14 protein-coding genes are annotated in these 14,930 nt (G+C 69.9%); 3 read left to right on the forward strand and 11 right to left on the reverse strand.

Annotated features, from left to right (window positions below):
* Window positions 1–25 precede the first annotated feature (25 nt).
* The gene (locus tag ACEZHJ_RS13035) at window positions 26–700 is read left to right on the forward strand and encodes an SOS response-associated peptidase (RefSeq protein ID WP_163140988.1); all 675 of its coding nucleotides are present in this window, start codon (window positions 26–28) and stop codon (window positions 698–700) included.
* Between the two features lie 113 nt (window positions 701–813).
* Here the strand turns inward: ACEZHJ_RS13035 and ACEZHJ_RS13040 are convergent, their stop codons facing one another.
* The 9 genes from ACEZHJ_RS13040 to ACEZHJ_RS13080 all read right to left on the reverse strand — a co-directional run bounded on the left by ACEZHJ_RS13040 (window position 814) and on the right by ACEZHJ_RS13080 (window position 8,319).
* The gene (locus ACEZHJ_RS13040) at window positions 814–996 is read right to left on the reverse strand and encodes a hypothetical protein (protein WP_163140990.1); all 183 of its coding nucleotides are present in this window, start codon (window positions 994–996) and stop codon (window positions 814–816) included.
* A gap of 5 nt (window positions 997–1,001) precedes the next feature.
* A complete protein-coding gene (locus ACEZHJ_RS13045) occupies window positions 1,002–2,492 on the reverse strand; it encodes a cytosine permease (protein WP_205599853.1) in 1,491 nt (496 codons plus the stop codon).
* An 84-nt stretch (window positions 2,493–2,576) separates the two neighbouring features.
* Window positions 2,577–4,016 carry an aldehyde dehydrogenase gene (gene aldA / locus ACEZHJ_RS13050; RefSeq protein ID WP_163140992.1) on the reverse strand — a complete coding sequence of 480 codons (1,440 nt, stop codon included), beginning with the start codon at window positions 4,014–4,016 and terminating at the stop codon, window positions 2,577–2,579.
* Between the two features lie 39 nt (window positions 4,017–4,055).
* Window positions 4,056–4,859 (reverse strand): HpcH/HpaI aldolase/citrate lyase family protein, encoded by an 804-nt coding sequence (locus tag ACEZHJ_RS13055; protein ID WP_163140994.1) that lies wholly within the window; start codon window positions 4,857–4,859, stop codon window positions 4,056–4,058.
* Window positions 4,860–4,868: 9 nt separating this feature from the next.
* Complete coding sequence (locus ACEZHJ_RS13060; protein WP_163140996.1) at window positions 4,869–5,639, reverse strand: SDR family NAD(P)-dependent oxidoreductase; 771 nt, start codon at window positions 5,637–5,639, stop codon at window positions 4,869–4,871.
* Between the two features lie 14 nt (window positions 5,640–5,653).
* Window positions 5,654–6,568 carry an amidohydrolase gene (locus tag ACEZHJ_RS13065; protein ID WP_163140998.1) on the reverse strand — a complete coding sequence of 305 codons (915 nt, stop codon included), beginning with the start codon at window positions 6,566–6,568 and terminating at the stop codon, window positions 5,654–5,656.
* Window positions 6,569–6,573: 5 nt separating this feature from the next.
* Window positions 6,574–6,897 (reverse strand): L-rhamnose mutarotase, encoded by a 324-nt coding sequence (locus ACEZHJ_RS13070; RefSeq protein ID WP_163141000.1) that lies wholly within the window; start codon window positions 6,895–6,897, stop codon window positions 6,574–6,576.
* A gap of 16 nt (window positions 6,898–6,913) precedes the next feature.
* A complete protein-coding gene (gene rhmD, locus ACEZHJ_RS13075; RefSeq protein ID WP_163141002.1) occupies window positions 6,914–8,095 on the reverse strand; it encodes an L-rhamnonate dehydratase in 1,182 nt (393 codons plus the stop codon).
* Window positions 8,092–8,319 carry a hypothetical protein gene (locus tag ACEZHJ_RS13080; RefSeq protein WP_163141005.1) on the reverse strand — a complete coding sequence of 76 codons (228 nt, stop codon included), beginning with the start codon at window positions 8,317–8,319 and terminating at the stop codon, window positions 8,092–8,094. The genes rhmD and ACEZHJ_RS13080 overlap by 4 nt, the downstream gene beginning before the upstream one ends.
* A gap of 268 nt (window positions 8,320–8,587) precedes the next feature.
* Here ACEZHJ_RS13080 and ACEZHJ_RS13085 point away from each other — a divergent pair, with 268 nt between their 5' ends.
* The gene (locus ACEZHJ_RS13085; RefSeq protein WP_163141008.1) at window positions 8,588–9,526 is read left to right on the forward strand and encodes a LysR family transcriptional regulator; all 939 of its coding nucleotides are present in this window, start codon (window positions 8,588–8,590) and stop codon (window positions 9,524–9,526) included.
* Between the two features lie 131 nt (window positions 9,527–9,657).
* Complete coding sequence (relA, locus tag ACEZHJ_RS13090; protein ID WP_163141156.1) at window positions 9,658–11,868, forward strand: GTP diphosphokinase; 2,211 nt, start codon at window positions 9,658–9,660, stop codon at window positions 11,866–11,868.
* A gap of 24 nt (window positions 11,869–11,892) precedes the next feature.
* Here relA and fdxA read toward each other — a convergent pair whose 3' ends face one another.
* Window positions 11,893–12,216, reverse strand: coding sequence for a ferredoxin FdxA (gene fdxA, locus ACEZHJ_RS13095; RefSeq protein WP_018718999.1), 324 nt, complete (start codon window positions 12,214–12,216; stop codon window positions 11,893–11,895).
* A gap of 88 nt (window positions 12,217–12,304) precedes the next feature.
* Window positions 12,305–14,878 (reverse strand): DNA mismatch repair protein MutS, encoded by a 2,574-nt coding sequence (gene mutS / locus ACEZHJ_RS13100; RefSeq protein WP_375036601.1) that lies wholly within the window; start codon window positions 14,876–14,878, stop codon window positions 12,305–12,307.
* Between the last annotated feature and the right edge of the window lie 52 nt (window positions 14,879–14,930).

Consider the following 14,930-nt stretch of genomic DNA (forward strand, 5'->3'; position numbering starts at 1 on the left):
CCGTGTCTGCTATCCTGCGCGACCCATGTGCGGCCGATTCGAACGTCACACGCCGCTGTCCGCGTTCGCCGAGTGGCTGGGCATCGCCCCTCCGGACGCGGTGGTCCCGGCATGCTACAACATCCCGCCCGGAACCGCCGTGCCGGTGGCAGTGGCCGGTGAGGACGGGCCGCGGCTAACGATGGCGAGCTGGGGCTTCCGGCCCGACGACGTGGACGACCCGGGTGCCCCGCAGCCGATCAACGCCCGCGCGGAGACGGTGGCGTCGAGCCGCTATTTCGCCCGGGCCTTCCGCGAGGCGCGCTGTCTGGTCCCGGCGGATGGCTGGTACGAATGGCGGGCCGGGCCCGGCGGAGTGCGCCAGCCCTGGCACCTCGACGTGGGTGCGCCGCTGATGTTCGCGGCGGTGCACGTCCCCGGCGGTCACGCCGGCGGGGCATTGCCGGGCATGGCCATCATCACCGAGCCCGCCCGGGGGGCAGCCCGGCGTATCCACCCACGGATGCCCGTGGTCCTGGACCCTTCCTGCTGGCGGGCCTGGCTGGATCCGGCGCTGAACGCCCGGGAGCGCATTCGCGCGGCGGTGCGTCCGGTGCCGGGCGAGCAGCTGCGATTGTGGCCGGTCAGCACCCGGGTGAACTCGCCGCGTAACGACGACCCCGGGCTGATCGAGCGCGACCCGTCCGCCGGGGACGGGTGACCGTCGGCGCTGGCATTGGTGCCCGCCCGGGGGCGGGGTCCGCACGCGTCAACGCGCCGGGGCCCCCGGGGCCGCGTTCGCGGGCCCCGTGGACACCTCCTGAGACTTCACAGCTAGTCGCCGGCGTCGTCCCCGCGGCCCATCCAGCAGGGGGTGACGGCGAACCACACGAGCGTGACCGCGAGCAGCGACCATTTCATCGATGTCTCGCCGAGCGCGTCGAACAGGTAGAGCATGGGCAGCCCTGCCGTGAGAACCAGCATCAGCAGCGAGATCGTCTGCAGCACCCTGCGCATGGCGATTACTCCTTCGTCGTGACGGGGGCGGCGGCCGTCCGCCGCTGGGTCGCGTAGCTCAGTGCGATGAACAGCGCGGCGGCGATGAACCAGCCCGGCAGTGCCACGAAGAAGATCTCGATCCCGGCGAGCTTCACCAGGGCCACGCAGATCGCGAGGGTGATCAGCCAGGTGGCGAGCGCCGGCATGGTCAGCAGGCGGCCGGCCCGCTCGGCGTAGTAGCGCTGGAGCCCGAGGCGGGGGAGTACCCAGTAGTCGGTGAAGACCACCGCGCCGATCGGCATGAGCAGCAGGCCGTAGAGGGCCACGAAGCCCAGCAGCTGCATCGCCACCGCCGGGAACATCGCCACGAAGGTGGTGAGCAGGCCGGTGCCGACGGTCACCTTGAACCGGGAGACCCGGGGGATGACCGCCTGGAAGGCGAGCCCGGCGCGGTAGATGGTCGGGTTGGCGGTGGTCCAGCCGGCGATGATCACGCAGATAAGCCCGGCCACGCCGAGCGCCTGGTCGGCCAGCGGGCCGGGCAGCGGGTTGGGGATGTTACCGGCCCCGGCGGCGCTGACCACGGCGCTCTTCGAGGTCAGCCCGGCCTGGTACATCTGGAAGGCGAACAGCATCGAGGCCGCCAGCCAGGCCATGAAGTGGCCGACATACATTCCCGCCGCCGAGGCGATGCCATACCAGCTCTTGCGCGCGAAGCGCAGCACCGACAGGTCCGACATGCCGATGTGCATGGCCATGTTGGTGAACCAGGCGAAGAAGATCACGTGCCAGATGGTGAAGTCTGGCTGGCCGGGCACGTGCACGCCGGTCCAGATCGCGGTATCGGCCAGCGTCCACAGGTCGCCGGCGGAGCCGATCGGCGTGGCGCTGGCGTCGATGAACCACTTCAGCGAGACGATGCCGAAGCCGAGGAAGATCAGCACCATCCAGGGCGCGGCGATGTTGGCGAAGCGCGAGACGTAGCGGTAGCCATAGGCCGCCACGAGGGTGATCACCACACCGACGCCGAGCACGCTGAGCACCCAGCCGACGCTGTTGGGCGTCAGGTCCCCCAGGGTCGGCAGCGGGAAGCCGAACCATACCCCCACGGCGGTGGCCGAGACGGTGATCATGGCCCCGGCCAGAAAACAGAACGCCAGGCCGTTGGCGAGGTTGTAGAGGATGACCGTGTGGCGGCCGGCGATCTTCTCGAGCTGGTAGTAGAGCGTCAGGCGTGCGCGGGTACCGATGGGCGCGGTGAGCAGCATCCAGCTCAGCACCGCCAGCGCGTTGCCGACGATCAGGCCGACCACCACGTCGAAGGCCGAGACGCCCGCCAGCACGAACAGCGGGCCGATCATCAGCTCGGTGCCGGCGGTGTGCTCGCCGGCGTACATGCCGATGAAGTCCTTGAAACCCAGTCGTGCCCCCGGGGGCACGGGCTGGCGCTCGTATTCGCCGCCGACGGCGCTGGGCTCGACCTGCGCCGCCGCGTCAGGGGTCATGTCGCTCATGGCGCATACCTCCGTTGTCATGACCGTCAACGCCCCGCGCCCCGGCGTGCGTTGCCGCCGGGGGTGCCGGGGCGAGCCGCGGGATCAGGTCTCGAGGTAGACCACGTGGCTGCGGGTGTACTCGTAGAGGCCGTGCTTGCCGTCGGCGCCGCCGATCCCCGACTGGCGGGTGCCGGCGTGGAAGCCCTGCATGGCCTCGAAGTTCTCGCGGTTGACGTAGGTCTCGCCGTAGTCGATCTCGCGGCAGGCGTGCATGGCGCGGGCGAGGCTGCGGGTGTAGACCGAGGAGGTCAGGCCGTACTCCGAGTCGTTGGCGAGCGCGATCGCCTCGTCGAGGTCGTCGACGACCTGGATCGGCAGCACCGGGCCGAAGATCTCCTTGCGCATGATCTCCATGTCGCCGCGGCAGCCGCTGAGCACCGTGGGCTGGTAGTGGAAACCGGCGCCGAGATCGGCGACCTGCCCGCCGGTGACCAGCTCGGCGCCGTCACGGCCGGCGCGCTCGACCATGGCGGCGACCTTGTCCAGCCCCTCCTGGTTGATCAGCGGCCCCATCTCGACCTCGGGCCGGGCCAGCGGATCGCCGTAGCGGGTGTCGGCCATGGCCCGGGCGATCCGGTCGGTGAACTCGTCGGCGACGCCGCGCTGCACGTAGACACGCTCGGCGCAGTTGCACACCTGGCCGGTGTTGATGATCCGCGAGTCGCGGACCGCCTTCACGGCGAGGTCGATGTCGGCGTCGTCGAGGACGATGGCCGGCGCCTTGCCGCCCAGTTCCAGATTGAGCTTGGTGATGTTGTCGGCGGCGCCGCGCATGATCGCCGAGCCGGTCTCGACGCTGCCGGTGAAGCTGATCATGTCGATTCGCGGGCTGGCGGTCAGGGCGCTGCCGGTGCTGGCACCGCCGCCGCTGACCACGTTGAACACGCCGTCCGGCAGGCCGATCCGGTCGAGCAGGCGGGTGAACTCGAAGCAGTTGTTGGGGGTTTCCTCGCTGGGCTTGATCACCACGGTGTTGCCGGTGACCAGTGCCGGGGCCATCTTGCGTGCGATCAGGAAGAACGGGAAGTTCCACGGCAGGACGCCGGCGACCACCCCGAGCGGCTTGCGGAACAGGAAGATGTTCTCGCCGGGACGGTCGCTCTCGACGATCTCGCCCTCGATGCGCCGCGCCCACTCGGCCATGTAGTCGAGATAGTCGGCGGTGAAGTTGACCTCCACCTCGGCCAGCCCGGAGACCTTGCCCTGCTCCTCGGTGATCACGCGGGCCAGGGCCTTGGCCTCGCCGCGAATCCCGTCGGCGAGCCGGCGCAGGTAGACCGCGCGTTCCACCGCGGGCAGCCGCGCCCAGGGCTTCTGGGCGGCGCGGGCGGCGTTCACCGCGCGCTCGACGTCGTCCGCGCCGGACTCCGGCACCCGCGAGAGCACCGCACCGGTGGCGGGGTTGCGCACCTCGATGTGCTCGCGGGCGGGGGCGAAGGTGCCGTCGATGTAGTTCTGGTAGGTCGGGATGTCGCTGGTCATGGGGCTCTCCTCCTGTGCCAGTTGATGTTGTCGCTGTGCTCAGTACGTGTCCGATGTCGGTGTTCCGGGGGCGCCGTCGTCGGGCCGGTAGCGGGCCAGCGTCTGCACGGCGGCGTGGCGCAGCAGGCTGATGTCGATGCCCACGGCGATGAAGTCGAAGCCCCAATCGGCGTAGCGCCGGGCGTCCGTCTCGGCGGGGGCGAGGATGCCTGCGGCCTTGCCGGCCGCCCTGGTGGCGTCGAGGGCGCGGCGGATCATCGCCTGGACGTCGGGATGGCCGGGGTTGCCGACGTGTCCGGCCCCGGTGGAGAGATCGGCGGGCCCGACGAACACCGCGTCGACCCCGTCCACGGCGGCGATCGCCTCGACGTTGTCGATGCCGCGCGGTGATTCCACCTGGACGATCAGGCACAGCTCGCGGTGTGCCGTCCGGATGTAATCGGGCACCGCGTCCCAGCGGGTCGCGCGGGTCAGTCCGCCGCCCACGCCGCGGATGCCCTGCGGCGGGAAGCGCATGGCGCGCACCAGCGCCTCGGCCTGCCCGGCGTCGTCGACCATCGGCACCATCAGTGTCTGGGCGCCGACGTCGAGCAGCTGCTTGATCAGGGCCGGATCGTGGTTGAGCGTGCGCACCACCGGCGCGCTCGGGTAGGGCGCCACGGCCTGGAGCTGGCCGAGCACCGCCGGCACCGGGTTGGGGGCGTGTTCGCCGTCGATCAGCAGCCAGTCGAAGCCGGTGGTGGCGAGGATCTCGGCGGCGTAGGCGGTGCCGAAGCCGGCCCAGCAGCCGTAGCGGGGTTCGCCGGTCAGCGCGGCCTTGAACGGATTCTTTGGGAGTTCCACGGGCGTGTCCTATTGCAGGTTGACGAACATGCCGCCGTCGACCAGCAGCGAGGCGCCGGTGACGTAGGCCGCCATGTCGGAGGCGAGGAAGGCTATCGGGCCGGCCAGGTCCTCGGGGCGGCCCAGCCGGCCCAGCGGCGTGCGGCCGATCATGTAGTCGCGCTTGTCGGGATCGGCGAGGTCGTCCTTGTTGATGTCGGTCTCGATGGTGCCGGGCAGCAGGGCGTTGCAGCGGATGCCGTAGGGGCCCAGTGCGACGGCGCAGGACTGCATCAGCGAGACCAGGCCGGCCTTGGTCGGGGTGTAGTGGGTCTGCATGCCACCGCCGACCAGCGCGCTGATCGAGCTCACCGCGATGATCGCGCCGCCGCGGCCCTGGTCCTTCATGCGGTTGGCCGCCGCCTGGACGGCGAAATAGGCGCCGTTCAGGTTGGTGTTGACGGTCTCCAGGTAGGTCTCGCGGGGCATGTCGAGGAAGCTGTGGAACGGACAGATCCCGGCGTTGTTGACGAACACGTCGACGCCGCCGAAATGCTCGATCGCCGACGCGACCAGCCTGTTGCCGGTGTCCGGGTCGCCGGCGGGGGCGCCCACTGCGCTGGCGTCGCGGCCCAGGCCGCGAATCTCCGCGATCAGCTCGTCGACCAGCGGCCGGCTCGACTCGCTGCCGCTGTAGCCGATGATCACGTTGGCGCCCTGGCGGGCGCATTCCAGGGCGGCGGCGCGGCCGATGCCGCGCGAGGCACCGGTGATGATGACGGTCTTGTCATTGAGCAGCATGGGGGTCTCCTCGGTCATGGATGCTGCGGTGCGTTGTTGCCGGTAAGGCGGTAGAGACGCCGGGCGTTGTCGGCGAAAAGCGCCTGTTTCTCCGCCGCCGAGGCGTCGGCGACGACGTCGGCATAGGCGTTCCAGACGTCCGCATAGCGCGCGTAGAGGCCGTCGACCGGAAAGTTGGAGGCGAACAGGCAGCGCCCCACGCCGAAGGCGTCGATCGCCTCGAGGATCAGCGGCCGGATGCTGCCGGTCGTCCAGTGATGGTCGAGCATGCCGAAGCCACTGAGCTTGATGGCGACGTTGTCGCGCCTGGCCAGCTCGCGCAGGCCGTCGCGCCAGGCCCGCCAGCCGGGCACACCGTGGCGGTCGACGTACATCCCGGCGTGATTGAGCAGGAACCGGGTGTCGGGGTGCTCGCCGGCGAGCCGTGCCGCCTGGGGCATCTGCGAGGGGTAGAGCTGCAGGTCGAACGACAGCCCGTGGCGTCCGAGCAGGCGGAAGTTGTCGCGCCATGCCGGCTTGCTCATGTAGTGGCGGCCGACGTAGTCGTACAGCGGGTCGTCGTGGACGTTGAGGATCTGGCGCACGCCACGCACCCGCGGGCTCAGCGCGAGCTGCTCCTCGATCACCCGCGCGGCGTCCGGCCGCGAGAGGTCGGCGCCGATCACCAGCGCCGAGGGCAGCGGCGGGTCGCCCCCCTCGGCGAGCCCCGCCAGCCAGCGGGTCTCCTTTACCGGGTCGACGGCGTCGGCCTCGATGTGCACGGCGCCGAGCAGGTCGATGGCGTCGCTGTCGCGGCGCAGCCCGGCGGGGCCGTAGTCGTGGGCCATCGGCCGGTAGTCGCCGAGCAGGTTGGGTTCCGGGTGCTCGAGCCAGGGCTGGTTGCCCAGGCCGAGGTTCCAGAAGTGTACGTGGGCGTCGATGACCTGCATCGTCGTCACTCCTCGGGCAGCAGCGTGAATACCTCGTCCAGCGGCACGCTCTGCGGCGAGGTATCCGCCTCGGTGTCCATGATGTCCGCCATGGCGTACCACCAGCGCTGCATTACCGGCAGCGCCGGCAGGTCGTCGACGCGATGGTCGTCGGCGAGCCACATGATCGCGAACAGGTGGCGTGACTGCGGGTCGAGGAAGATGCGGTACTCCTCGACCCCCGCCTCGCGCAGGGCGTCGACCAGCTCCGGCCAGATGGCGTCGTGGCGGCGCCGGTACTCGGCTTCCCGGCCGGGGTGCAGGGTCATGCGAAAGGCGCGAACGATCATGGCCGTCTCCCGCGTGTCAGTGCGTGTAGGGGCGCGCCAGGTCGCTCCCCGGGTTCAGGCGCACGCCAAAGCCCGGGGCGTCGAGCTTCGAGGCGGGAATGCGGCCGTTATCCGGCACCGGCTCGTCGAGCAGCAGCGGGTTGAACATCGGCACCACCTCGTCGGCACCGGGGGCCATCATCAGGAACTCGGCGAACGGGCTGTTCTGGCGGGTGATCACGAAGTGGTAGCTGTAGACCGAGGAGCCGTGGGGCACCACCAGCTTGTTGTGGGCGTCGGCCAGCGCCGAGATCTTGATCAGCTCGGTGATCCCGCCGCACCAGCCGACGTCGGGCTGGATGATGTCGCAGCACTCCATCTCCAGGAGCATGCGAAAGCCCCAGCGGGTCGCCTCGTGCTCGCCGGTGGTGACCAGCATGCCCGGGGGCGCGTTGCGCCTGAGTTCGGCGTAGCCCCAGTAGTCGTCGGGGGGCAGGGCCTCCTCGATCCATTTGAGGCCGTACTCCCGGGCGCCGTGGGCCAGGCGGGTGGCGTAGTTGACGTCGAGGCTCATCCAGCAGTCGAACATCAGCCAGAAGTCGTCGCCGACCCGCTCGCGCATCTCGGCAAGCTGGGCGAGGTTCCGGTTCAGCCCCGCGTCGCCCTCGGCGGGGCCGTGCCGGAGCGGCATCTTGCCGCCGATGAAGCCCATCCGCTTGGCCAGATCGGGCCGCGCGCCGGTGGCGTAGAAGCTCAGCTCCTCGCGTACCGGGCCACCGAGCAGGGCGTGCACCGGCTCGTCGCGGAGCTTTCCCAGCAGGTCCCACAGCGCCAGGTCGACACCGGAGATGGTGTTGAGCACCACGCCCTTGCGGCCGTAGAAGAGCGTGGCGTTGAACATCTGGTCCCAGATCTTCTCGATGTCGGTGACCCGCTGGCCCTCGACGAACCGGGCCAGGTGCCGCTCGACGATGAAGGCGCCGATCTCGCCGGCGGTGGTCACCGCGAAGCCCACCGTGCCGTCGCTGGCCTCGACCTCGACGACCAGCGTGCCGAGCACGTTGAGCCCGAAGCTCCTGCGGGTCATGCGGTATTCCGGGTACTTGCTCATCGGGGTCGAGATCTGGCCGTCGATCCAGTGACCATCGCCCTGATCGTGGTAGTCGGCACCGCCGCCGCGGACGGTGTAGGCGCGGACGTGCTTGATGGTCGTCTTCATGGGGATCGGGTCTCCTGTCTTGACGCGTCGTGGTGTTCGCCGTGAGGCGTCGCCACCAGGCCGGAAACGCCGAGGCCCCGCAGACCGGGGATCACGGTGGTGACGGTGAGCAGGCAGGGGCCGCCGCCGGTCCGGCCGGGAAAGGCCCGGGCGGAGGCCGGCAGCGGGAAGGGCATCAGCCGCTTGAGCATCTTGGTGACTTCGGGAGAGGCGTGCCTGGTCATGCGAGTCTCTCGTGAGTCGAGCGCGACGACGGCCCTGCGACGGATGAATGGCCGATTTCGTGCACTGACTTGTAACACCGGGGTCCGGGCTCGACTAATACGAATGCCGTGCTTTCTGATACCTTTGCCTTATTTCGCGGCCGTGAGCCCGCTATCACGCCTTCCGTGTGCTGTCGCCATGAGTGCGCGGTTTTCTGACCGAATGCGAAGGTCCGGCGGGAAGGGCAGCGATAGCCAGGGCGTATCAAGGGTTGCCGACGGGGGAGGGATGTCGGAGGAGTTGCACCACCAGGTGGTCCTCAACCGCCTGCGCTACAAGCACCTGCTGCTGATCTCGCTGCTCGACGAGTGCCGCAATCTGCATCAGGTGGCGCGTTCGCTGAACATGTCGCAGCCGGCGGCGACGCGCATGCTGCGCGAGATCGAGACCACCTTCGAATGCCAGCTCTTCGAACGGACCTCGCGGGGCGTGCGGCCGACCCAGTCCGGCGAGGTCCTGATCGAGTTCGCCCAGGGGGCGGTGAACCGGCTGGAGCGCTGCGCCGAGTCGCTGCACCGCCATCACCTGGGCGATCAGGGGCAGCTGGTGCTGGGCGCGATCATGGGGGCGGCGCCCGATCTCGTCGCCGAGGCGGTGGTCGAGATGAAGCGCCAGCATCCGTTGCTGCAGGTGCGCATGCTCGGCGAGACCAGTGACCAGCTCGTGGAACTGCTGGCACAGAACCGCATCGACGTCGCCATCGCCCGTTACGTGACCGCGCTGCAGCACAACCTGTTCGACTTCGAGTCCCTCGGCAATGAGACGGTGCTGGCGGTGGTGCGTCACGATCATCCGCTGGTCGGGGTGGCGGACCTGTCGCTGGCGTCGCTGCTGGACGACTGGCCGTGGATCCTCCAGCCGCTGGAGAGCCCGCTGCGCCAGGTGCTCGAGAAGGAGTTCGAGACCGCGGGGCTGATGTCGCCCCGGGATATCATCGAGTGCGGGTCGATCTATGCGGCCCTGCAGCTGGTCAAGCGCGGTGACGGCGTGCTGGTGCTGCCGGAGTCGGTGCTGCGCGATTACCTGGCGTTCGGCGAGATCGTCGCCCTGCCGATCTCGGTGGGCAAGACGCTCTCGCCGTTCGGGATCCTGACCCGCAAGAACGAGGCGCTCAGCGAGCCGGTGCGCCACTTCTGTACCATCCTGCGCCGCATGGCGGGGCGGTAGTGGCGGCCGGCGGCGCACGTCGCCGCCGCGAGGCGCCATTCGTCCATCCGCTGATCCGCGTCAGGCGGTACGCGCGGGCTTCTCGGTAGTATAATAACCGGCTTTGTTCGCAACGCCTGTGGATGCGAGCCATGGTTCAGGTCACCGGTGAGCTTGGCGATATCGCCGACGTCGAGCTCGATTTCCCGCAGTGGGTCGAGCGGCTGCCGCTGTCGCCGGACGACGGCGGGCGGGCACTGCTGGAGCGCGCGTGGACGGACGCCCTTGCGGGCTACGGCGAGGCCGAACGTCCTTCCGGTGAGTCGTATATGGCCCATGCCGTCGCCGTGGCCGGCGTGGTGGCCTCGCTGCGGCTGGACGCGGAGACCGTGGCCGCGGCGCTCCTCCACGACCTGCCGTCGTTCCCGGATTACGACAGCGAGACCCTGCGCCGACGCTTCGGCGGTGACATCGCGACTATGGTGGACGGTGCCGCGCGCATCGGTGTGGTCAGCGAGCTGCACAGCCATCCCGGCGGGACCGGGGAGGACCGCACCGAGGCGCTGCGCAAGATGCTGTTCGCCATGGCGCGGGACATCCGTGTGGTCTTCCTCGTGCTCGCCGAGCGTCTCCAGGACATGCGCGTGGTGCGCCACCTCGACGAGGATGCCCGCTCGGCCCTCGCCCGCGAGACCCTCGACCTGTATGCGCCGCTGGCCAATCGCCTCGGCATCTGGCAGCTCAAGTGGGAGCTCGAGGACCGCGCGTTCGCGCTCACCGAGCCGGCGACCTACAAGCGCGTGGCCCGGCTCCTCGCGGAGAAGCGTGTCGACCGCGAGCGTTACATCGGCGAGGTGCGCGAGGCGCTGGCGGAGGCCCTGCGGGACGCCGGCATCGATGCGGAGGTCAAAGGGCGGCCGAAGCATATCTACAGTATCTGGCGAAAAATGCAGCGCAAGGGGCTGAGTTTCGAGGAACTCTTCGATATTCGTGCGCTGCGGGTGATGGTCGATACCGTGGCCCAGTGCTATGCGGCCCTGGGCGTGGTGCACGCCCTCTGGCAGCCCATCCCGCGGGAGTTCGACGACTACATCGCCACGCCCAAGGAGAACAACTACCAGTCCCTGCACACCGCGGTGGTCGGCCCGGGCGGCAAGAACGTGGAGATCCAGATCCGCACCCGGGAGATGCACCAGAGCGCGGAGCTCGGCATCGCCGCGCACTGGCGCTACAAGGAGGGCCGCGGCCAGGACCCGGGCTTCGACGGCAAGATCGCCTGGATCCGCCAGCTCCTGGAGACGAACCCGGAGGAGGGCGGCGAGGACCTCTTCGACCGGTTCAAGGCCGAGGTCTTCGAGGACCGGGTCTACGTGATCACCCCCCGGGGCGACGTCTTCGACCTGCCGCGCGGGGTGACGCCGCTGGACTTCGCCTACGCGGTGCACAGCCAGGTCGGTCACCGCTGCCGCGGGGCCAAGGTCAACGGCCGGATCGTGCCGCTGACCTACCAGCTCCACAACGGCGACCAGGTGGAGGTGCTCACCGCCCGCAACGGCCAGCCGAGCCGTGACTGGCTCAACCCGGCGCTGGGCTACCTGGTCACGCCGCGCGCCCGGGCCCACGTGCGCACCTGGTTCCGCCAGCAGGACTTCGATCAGAACGTGGCGGATGGCCGCGCGATCGTCGACCGGGAGCTCGGCCGGTTGGGCCTGCAGGACGTCAACCTGGAACGGTTGGCGGCACGCTCGCGCTACCCCCAGCTCGACGCCTTCTTCGCCGCGCTCGGCCGTGGTGATGTCACCGGCGGGCAGATCGCCGGGCTGCTCGACGAGCAGCTCCGCCCGCGCCGGGAGACGCCGCCGCCGGCACGCCGGCGTCCCGGACCGCAGCGCTCGGCCGGCGGCAGCGACGACGTCACCATCTACGGCGTCGGCAACCTGCTGACGCGCCTGGCCGGATGCTGCCAGCCGGCCCCCGGCGATCCCATCGTCGGCTTCATCACCCGGGGCCAGGGCGTGACGGTCCACCGCCGGGACTGCGCGAGCCTGGCGCGCCTGCAGGAAGAGGAGGATCCGGGGCGGTTCATCGAGGTGAGCTGGAACGACGAGACCGACAGCAGCTACCCGGTGGACGTGCGGGTGCTGGCCTACGACCGTCAGGGCCTGCTGCGGGACGTGACCACGCTGATCAGCAACGAGGGCGTGCGGGTGGATGCGGTGAACACACACACCGACCCGGACAGCGAGCAGGCGCGTATCACGTTGACGGTGCGGGTGAGCGATCTGGCGCAGCTCGGCCGGCTGATCGACCGGCTGGCGGGGCTGCGCAACGTGGTGGACGTGCGCCGGGCGCCGGGCGGCTGAGCGCCCGGGCGCCGCGGCCGCGGCTCAGCGCTCCAGGTACTGGAGCTTGTCCGACTTGCCGTCCCACTCCTCGGCGTCTTCCGGCGGGTCCTTCATCTCCGTGATCACCGGCCACTGCTGGGCAAGCTCGGCGTTGAGCTCGAGGAACCTGGACTGCTCGGCGGGCAGGTCGTCCTCGGAGAAGATCGCCTCCGCCGGGCACTCCGGCTCACACAGGGTGCAGTCGATGCACTCTTCCGGGTCGATGACCAGGAAGTTCGGCCCCTCGTGGAAGCAGTCCACGGGGCAGACCTCGACGCAGTCCGTGTACTTACACTTGATGCAGTTTTCTGTGACGACGTAAGTCATTGTTTTGACACCTTATGAGAGCGTTTGCGGGTATCGTATCAAGTTACCCGGCGCCATCAACCCACACGCCGGGGGGGAATAGCCCCGCTCAGGGCGCCTCCTCGCTGAGGCGCTTGAGCTCGTAGACCAGGGCGAGGGCGTCCCGGGGGCTGAGGTCGTCCGGGTCGGTCTCGCGCAGCCGTTCCACCGCCGGGTCCGGCGGGGCGGCGTCGAACAGCGCGAGCTGGCCGTCGGGCTCCGGGCCCGCCGGCCGGGTATCGGTCTCCAGCGCGGCGAGCTTGCGCCGGGCCGCCTGGATGACCTCCCGCGGCACGCCGGCGAGGGCGGCGACCTGGAGGCCGTAGCTCTGGTTGGCCGGGCCGTCCTTGACCGAGTGCAGGAACACGATCCGCTCGCCGTGCTCCACCGCGTCGAGGTGTACGTTCACCGCCGCCGGGTAGTGCTCGGGCAGGGCGGTCATCTCGAAGTAGTGGGTGGCGAACAGCGTGTAGGCGCGGATGCGTGCGACCAGCTCGGCGGCGCTGGCCCAGGCCAGGGCGAGGCCGTCGAAGGTGGAGGTGCCGCGGCCGATCTCGTCCATGAGCACGAGGCTGTGGTCGCTGGCGTTGTTGAGGATGGTGGCGGTCTCGGTCATCTCGACCATGAAGGTCGAGCGCCCGCCGGCGAGGTCGTCGGAGGCGCCGATGCGGGTGAAGATCCGGTCCACCGGCGCGATCCGTGCCGCCGCCGCGGGCACGAAGCTGCCGATGCAGGCCAGCAGCGTGATCAGCGCGACCTGGCGCATGTAGGTCGATTTGCCGCCCATGTTGGGGCCGGTGATCATGAGCATGCGCCGGGTGTCGTCGAGATGGACGTCGTTGGGCACGAACGGCTCGCTCATCACCCGCTCCACCACCGGGTGACGTCCGCCCTCGATGTGAATGCCCCCGTCGCGCACCAGCTCCGGGCGGGCGTAGTCCAGGGTGTCGGCGCGCTCGGCCAGCGCGCCGATGGTGTCCAGCGTCGCCAGGCCCTCGGCGAGGCGCAGCAGGCCGTCCATCTCCTCCGCCAGGGACTCGATCAGGCCCTCGTAGAGCGCCTTCTCTCGGGCGAGGGCGCGCTCGCGCGCGGATAGGACCTTGTCCTCGAAGGCCTTGAGCTCAGGGATGATGTAGCGCTCCGAGCCTTTGAGGGTCTGGCGGCGGATGTAGTGATCCGGGACGTTGTCGCTCTGTGAACGGCTGATCTCGATGTAGTAGCCGTGGACGCGGTTGTAGCTGACCTTGAGGTTGGCGATGCCGGTGGCCTCGCGCTCCCGGGTCTCGAGCTCCAGCAGGTACTCGTCGGCGTTACGGGCGAGGCCACGGAGCTCGTCGAGCTCGTCATCGTAGCCGTCGGCGATCACCCCGCCGTCGCGGATGACCACCGGCGGCTGGTCCACCAGGGCGCGTTCCAGGTGCTCCAGCAGCGCCTCGCGGGGGGCGAGGTCGGCGCGGAGCTGGAGCAGTAGTTCGGCATCCATTGCAGCAAGGGCGGTCTGCACGGCGGGCAGCCGGCGCACGGCCTCGCGCAGGCCGGTGAGGTCCCGGGGCCGGGCGGAGCGCATGCCGATGCGCGCGGCGATGCGCTCGACGTCGGCGAGGCCGGCGAGGGCGTCGCGTACCGCGCCGGTGCCCGCCGTCTCCAGCAGCATACCGATGGCCTCCTGGCGGGCATTGAGCACCGTGCGGTCGCGCAGCGGCCGATGGATCCAGCGGCGTAGCAGCCGTGCACCCATGCCGGTGACGGTGGTGTCGAGCACCCAGGCCAGGGTGTGCTCGGTGCCACCGCCGAGGTTGTAGTCCAGCTCCAGGTTGCGGCGGCTCGCCGCGTCCATGGCCACCGATTCGTCGCGGTTCTCCACCTGAATGGCGCGGATGTGGGGCAGCGCCGAGCGCTGGGTCTCGCTGACGTACTGGAGCAGGCAGCCGGCGGCGGCGATGGCGCGGTCCAGGCCGGCCACGCCGAAGCCGGCGAGGTCCCGGGTGTCGAAGTGCCGGGTGAGGGTGCGCTCGGCGCCGTCGCGCTCGAACTGCCAGGGCGGGCGCCGGGTGAGCCCGGCGCGCTGGGCCAGGGGCTCCGGCGGAGCGTGCTCCTCGCTGACCAGCACCTCCGCGGGCTGGAGGCGCTCGATTTCGGCCACCAGGGCCTCCTCGCCGTTGACCTCGGTGACCACGAAGCGCCCGCTGGAGAGCTCCAGCGCGGCGAGGCCATACTCGTCGTCACCGGCGGCGACGCTGAGCAGGAGGTTGCTGCGACGCTCCTCGAGCAGGGCCTCGTCGGTGAGCGTGCCCGGCGTGACCACGCGCACCACGCGCCGCTCCACCGGGCCCTTGCTGGTGTTGGGGTCGCCGATCTGTTCGCAGATCGCCACTGACTCGCCGAGGCGCACCAGCCGGGCGAGGTAGGATTCGTAGGCGTGGACCGGCACCCCGGCCATGGGGATGGGCTCGCCGGCAGATTCGCCCCGGGTGGTCAGGGTGATGTCCAGCAGCTCCGCCGCCCGGCGCGCATCGTCGTAGAAGAGCTCGTAGAAGTCGCCCATGCGGTAGAACAGCAGGATATCCGGGTGCTCGGCCTTGATCCGGAGGAACTGCTGCATCATCGGTGTGTGCTTGCGCGACGCGGTGGCGTTGTCGGTCATACTGGTGATGGCGTGCTTTCCGCGCTGGGTCGGTGGATCACGGCAGGTGTGG

Origin of the sequence: Arhodomonas sp. KWT2 (genome assembly GCF_041949875.1) — a bacterium.
GTDB classification, from domain to species: Bacteria; Pseudomonadota; Gammaproteobacteria; order Nitrococcales; family Nitrococcaceae; genus Arhodomonas; species Arhodomonas aquaeolei.

Excerpts from the sequence above, each read along its gene's own strand:
- ACEZHJ_RS13035 (WP_163140988.1), top strand. The coding sequence starts at position 26 with ATGTGCGGCCGATTCGAACGTCACACGCCGCTGTCCGCGTTCGCCGAG.
- ACEZHJ_RS13040 (WP_163140990.1), bottom strand. The coding sequence starts at position 996 with ATGCGCAGGGTGCTGCAGACGATCTCGCTGCTGATGCTGGTTCTCACG.
- ACEZHJ_RS13045 (WP_205599853.1), bottom strand. The coding sequence starts at position 2,492 with ATGAGCGACATGACCCCTGACGCGGCGGCGCAGGTCGAGCCCAGCGCC.
- aldA (WP_163140992.1), bottom strand. The coding sequence starts at position 4,016 with ATGACCAGCGACATCCCGACCTACCAGAACTACATCGACGGCACCTTC.
- ACEZHJ_RS13060 (WP_163140996.1), bottom strand. The coding sequence starts at position 5,639 with ATGCTGCTCAATGACAAGACCGTCATCATCACCGGTGCCTCGCGCGGC.
- ACEZHJ_RS13065 (WP_163140998.1), bottom strand. The coding sequence starts at position 6,568 with ATGCAGGTCATCGACGCCCACGTACACTTCTGGAACCTCGGCCTGGGC.
- ACEZHJ_RS13070 (WP_163141000.1), bottom strand. The coding sequence starts at position 6,897 with ATGATCGTTCGCGCCTTTCGCATGACCCTGCACCCCGGCCGGGAAGCC.
- rhmD (WP_163141002.1), bottom strand. The coding sequence starts at position 8,095 with ATGAAGACGACCATCAAGCACGTCCGCGCCTACACCGTCCGCGGCGGC.
- ACEZHJ_RS13080 (WP_163141005.1), bottom strand. The coding sequence starts at position 8,319 with ATGACCAGGCACGCCTCTCCCGAAGTCACCAAGATGCTCAAGCGGCTG.
- ACEZHJ_RS13085 (WP_163141008.1), top strand. The coding sequence starts at position 8,588 with ATGTCGGAGGAGTTGCACCACCAGGTGGTCCTCAACCGCCTGCGCTAC.
- relA (WP_163141156.1), top strand. The coding sequence starts at position 9,658 with ATGGTTCAGGTCACCGGTGAGCTTGGCGATATCGCCGACGTCGAGCTC.
- fdxA (WP_018718999.1), bottom strand. The coding sequence starts at position 12,216 with ATGACTTACGTCGTCACAGAAAACTGCATCAAGTGTAAGTACACGGAC.
- mutS (WP_375036601.1), bottom strand. The coding sequence starts at position 14,878 with ATGACCGACAACGCCACCGCGTCGCGCAAGCACACACCGATGATGCAG.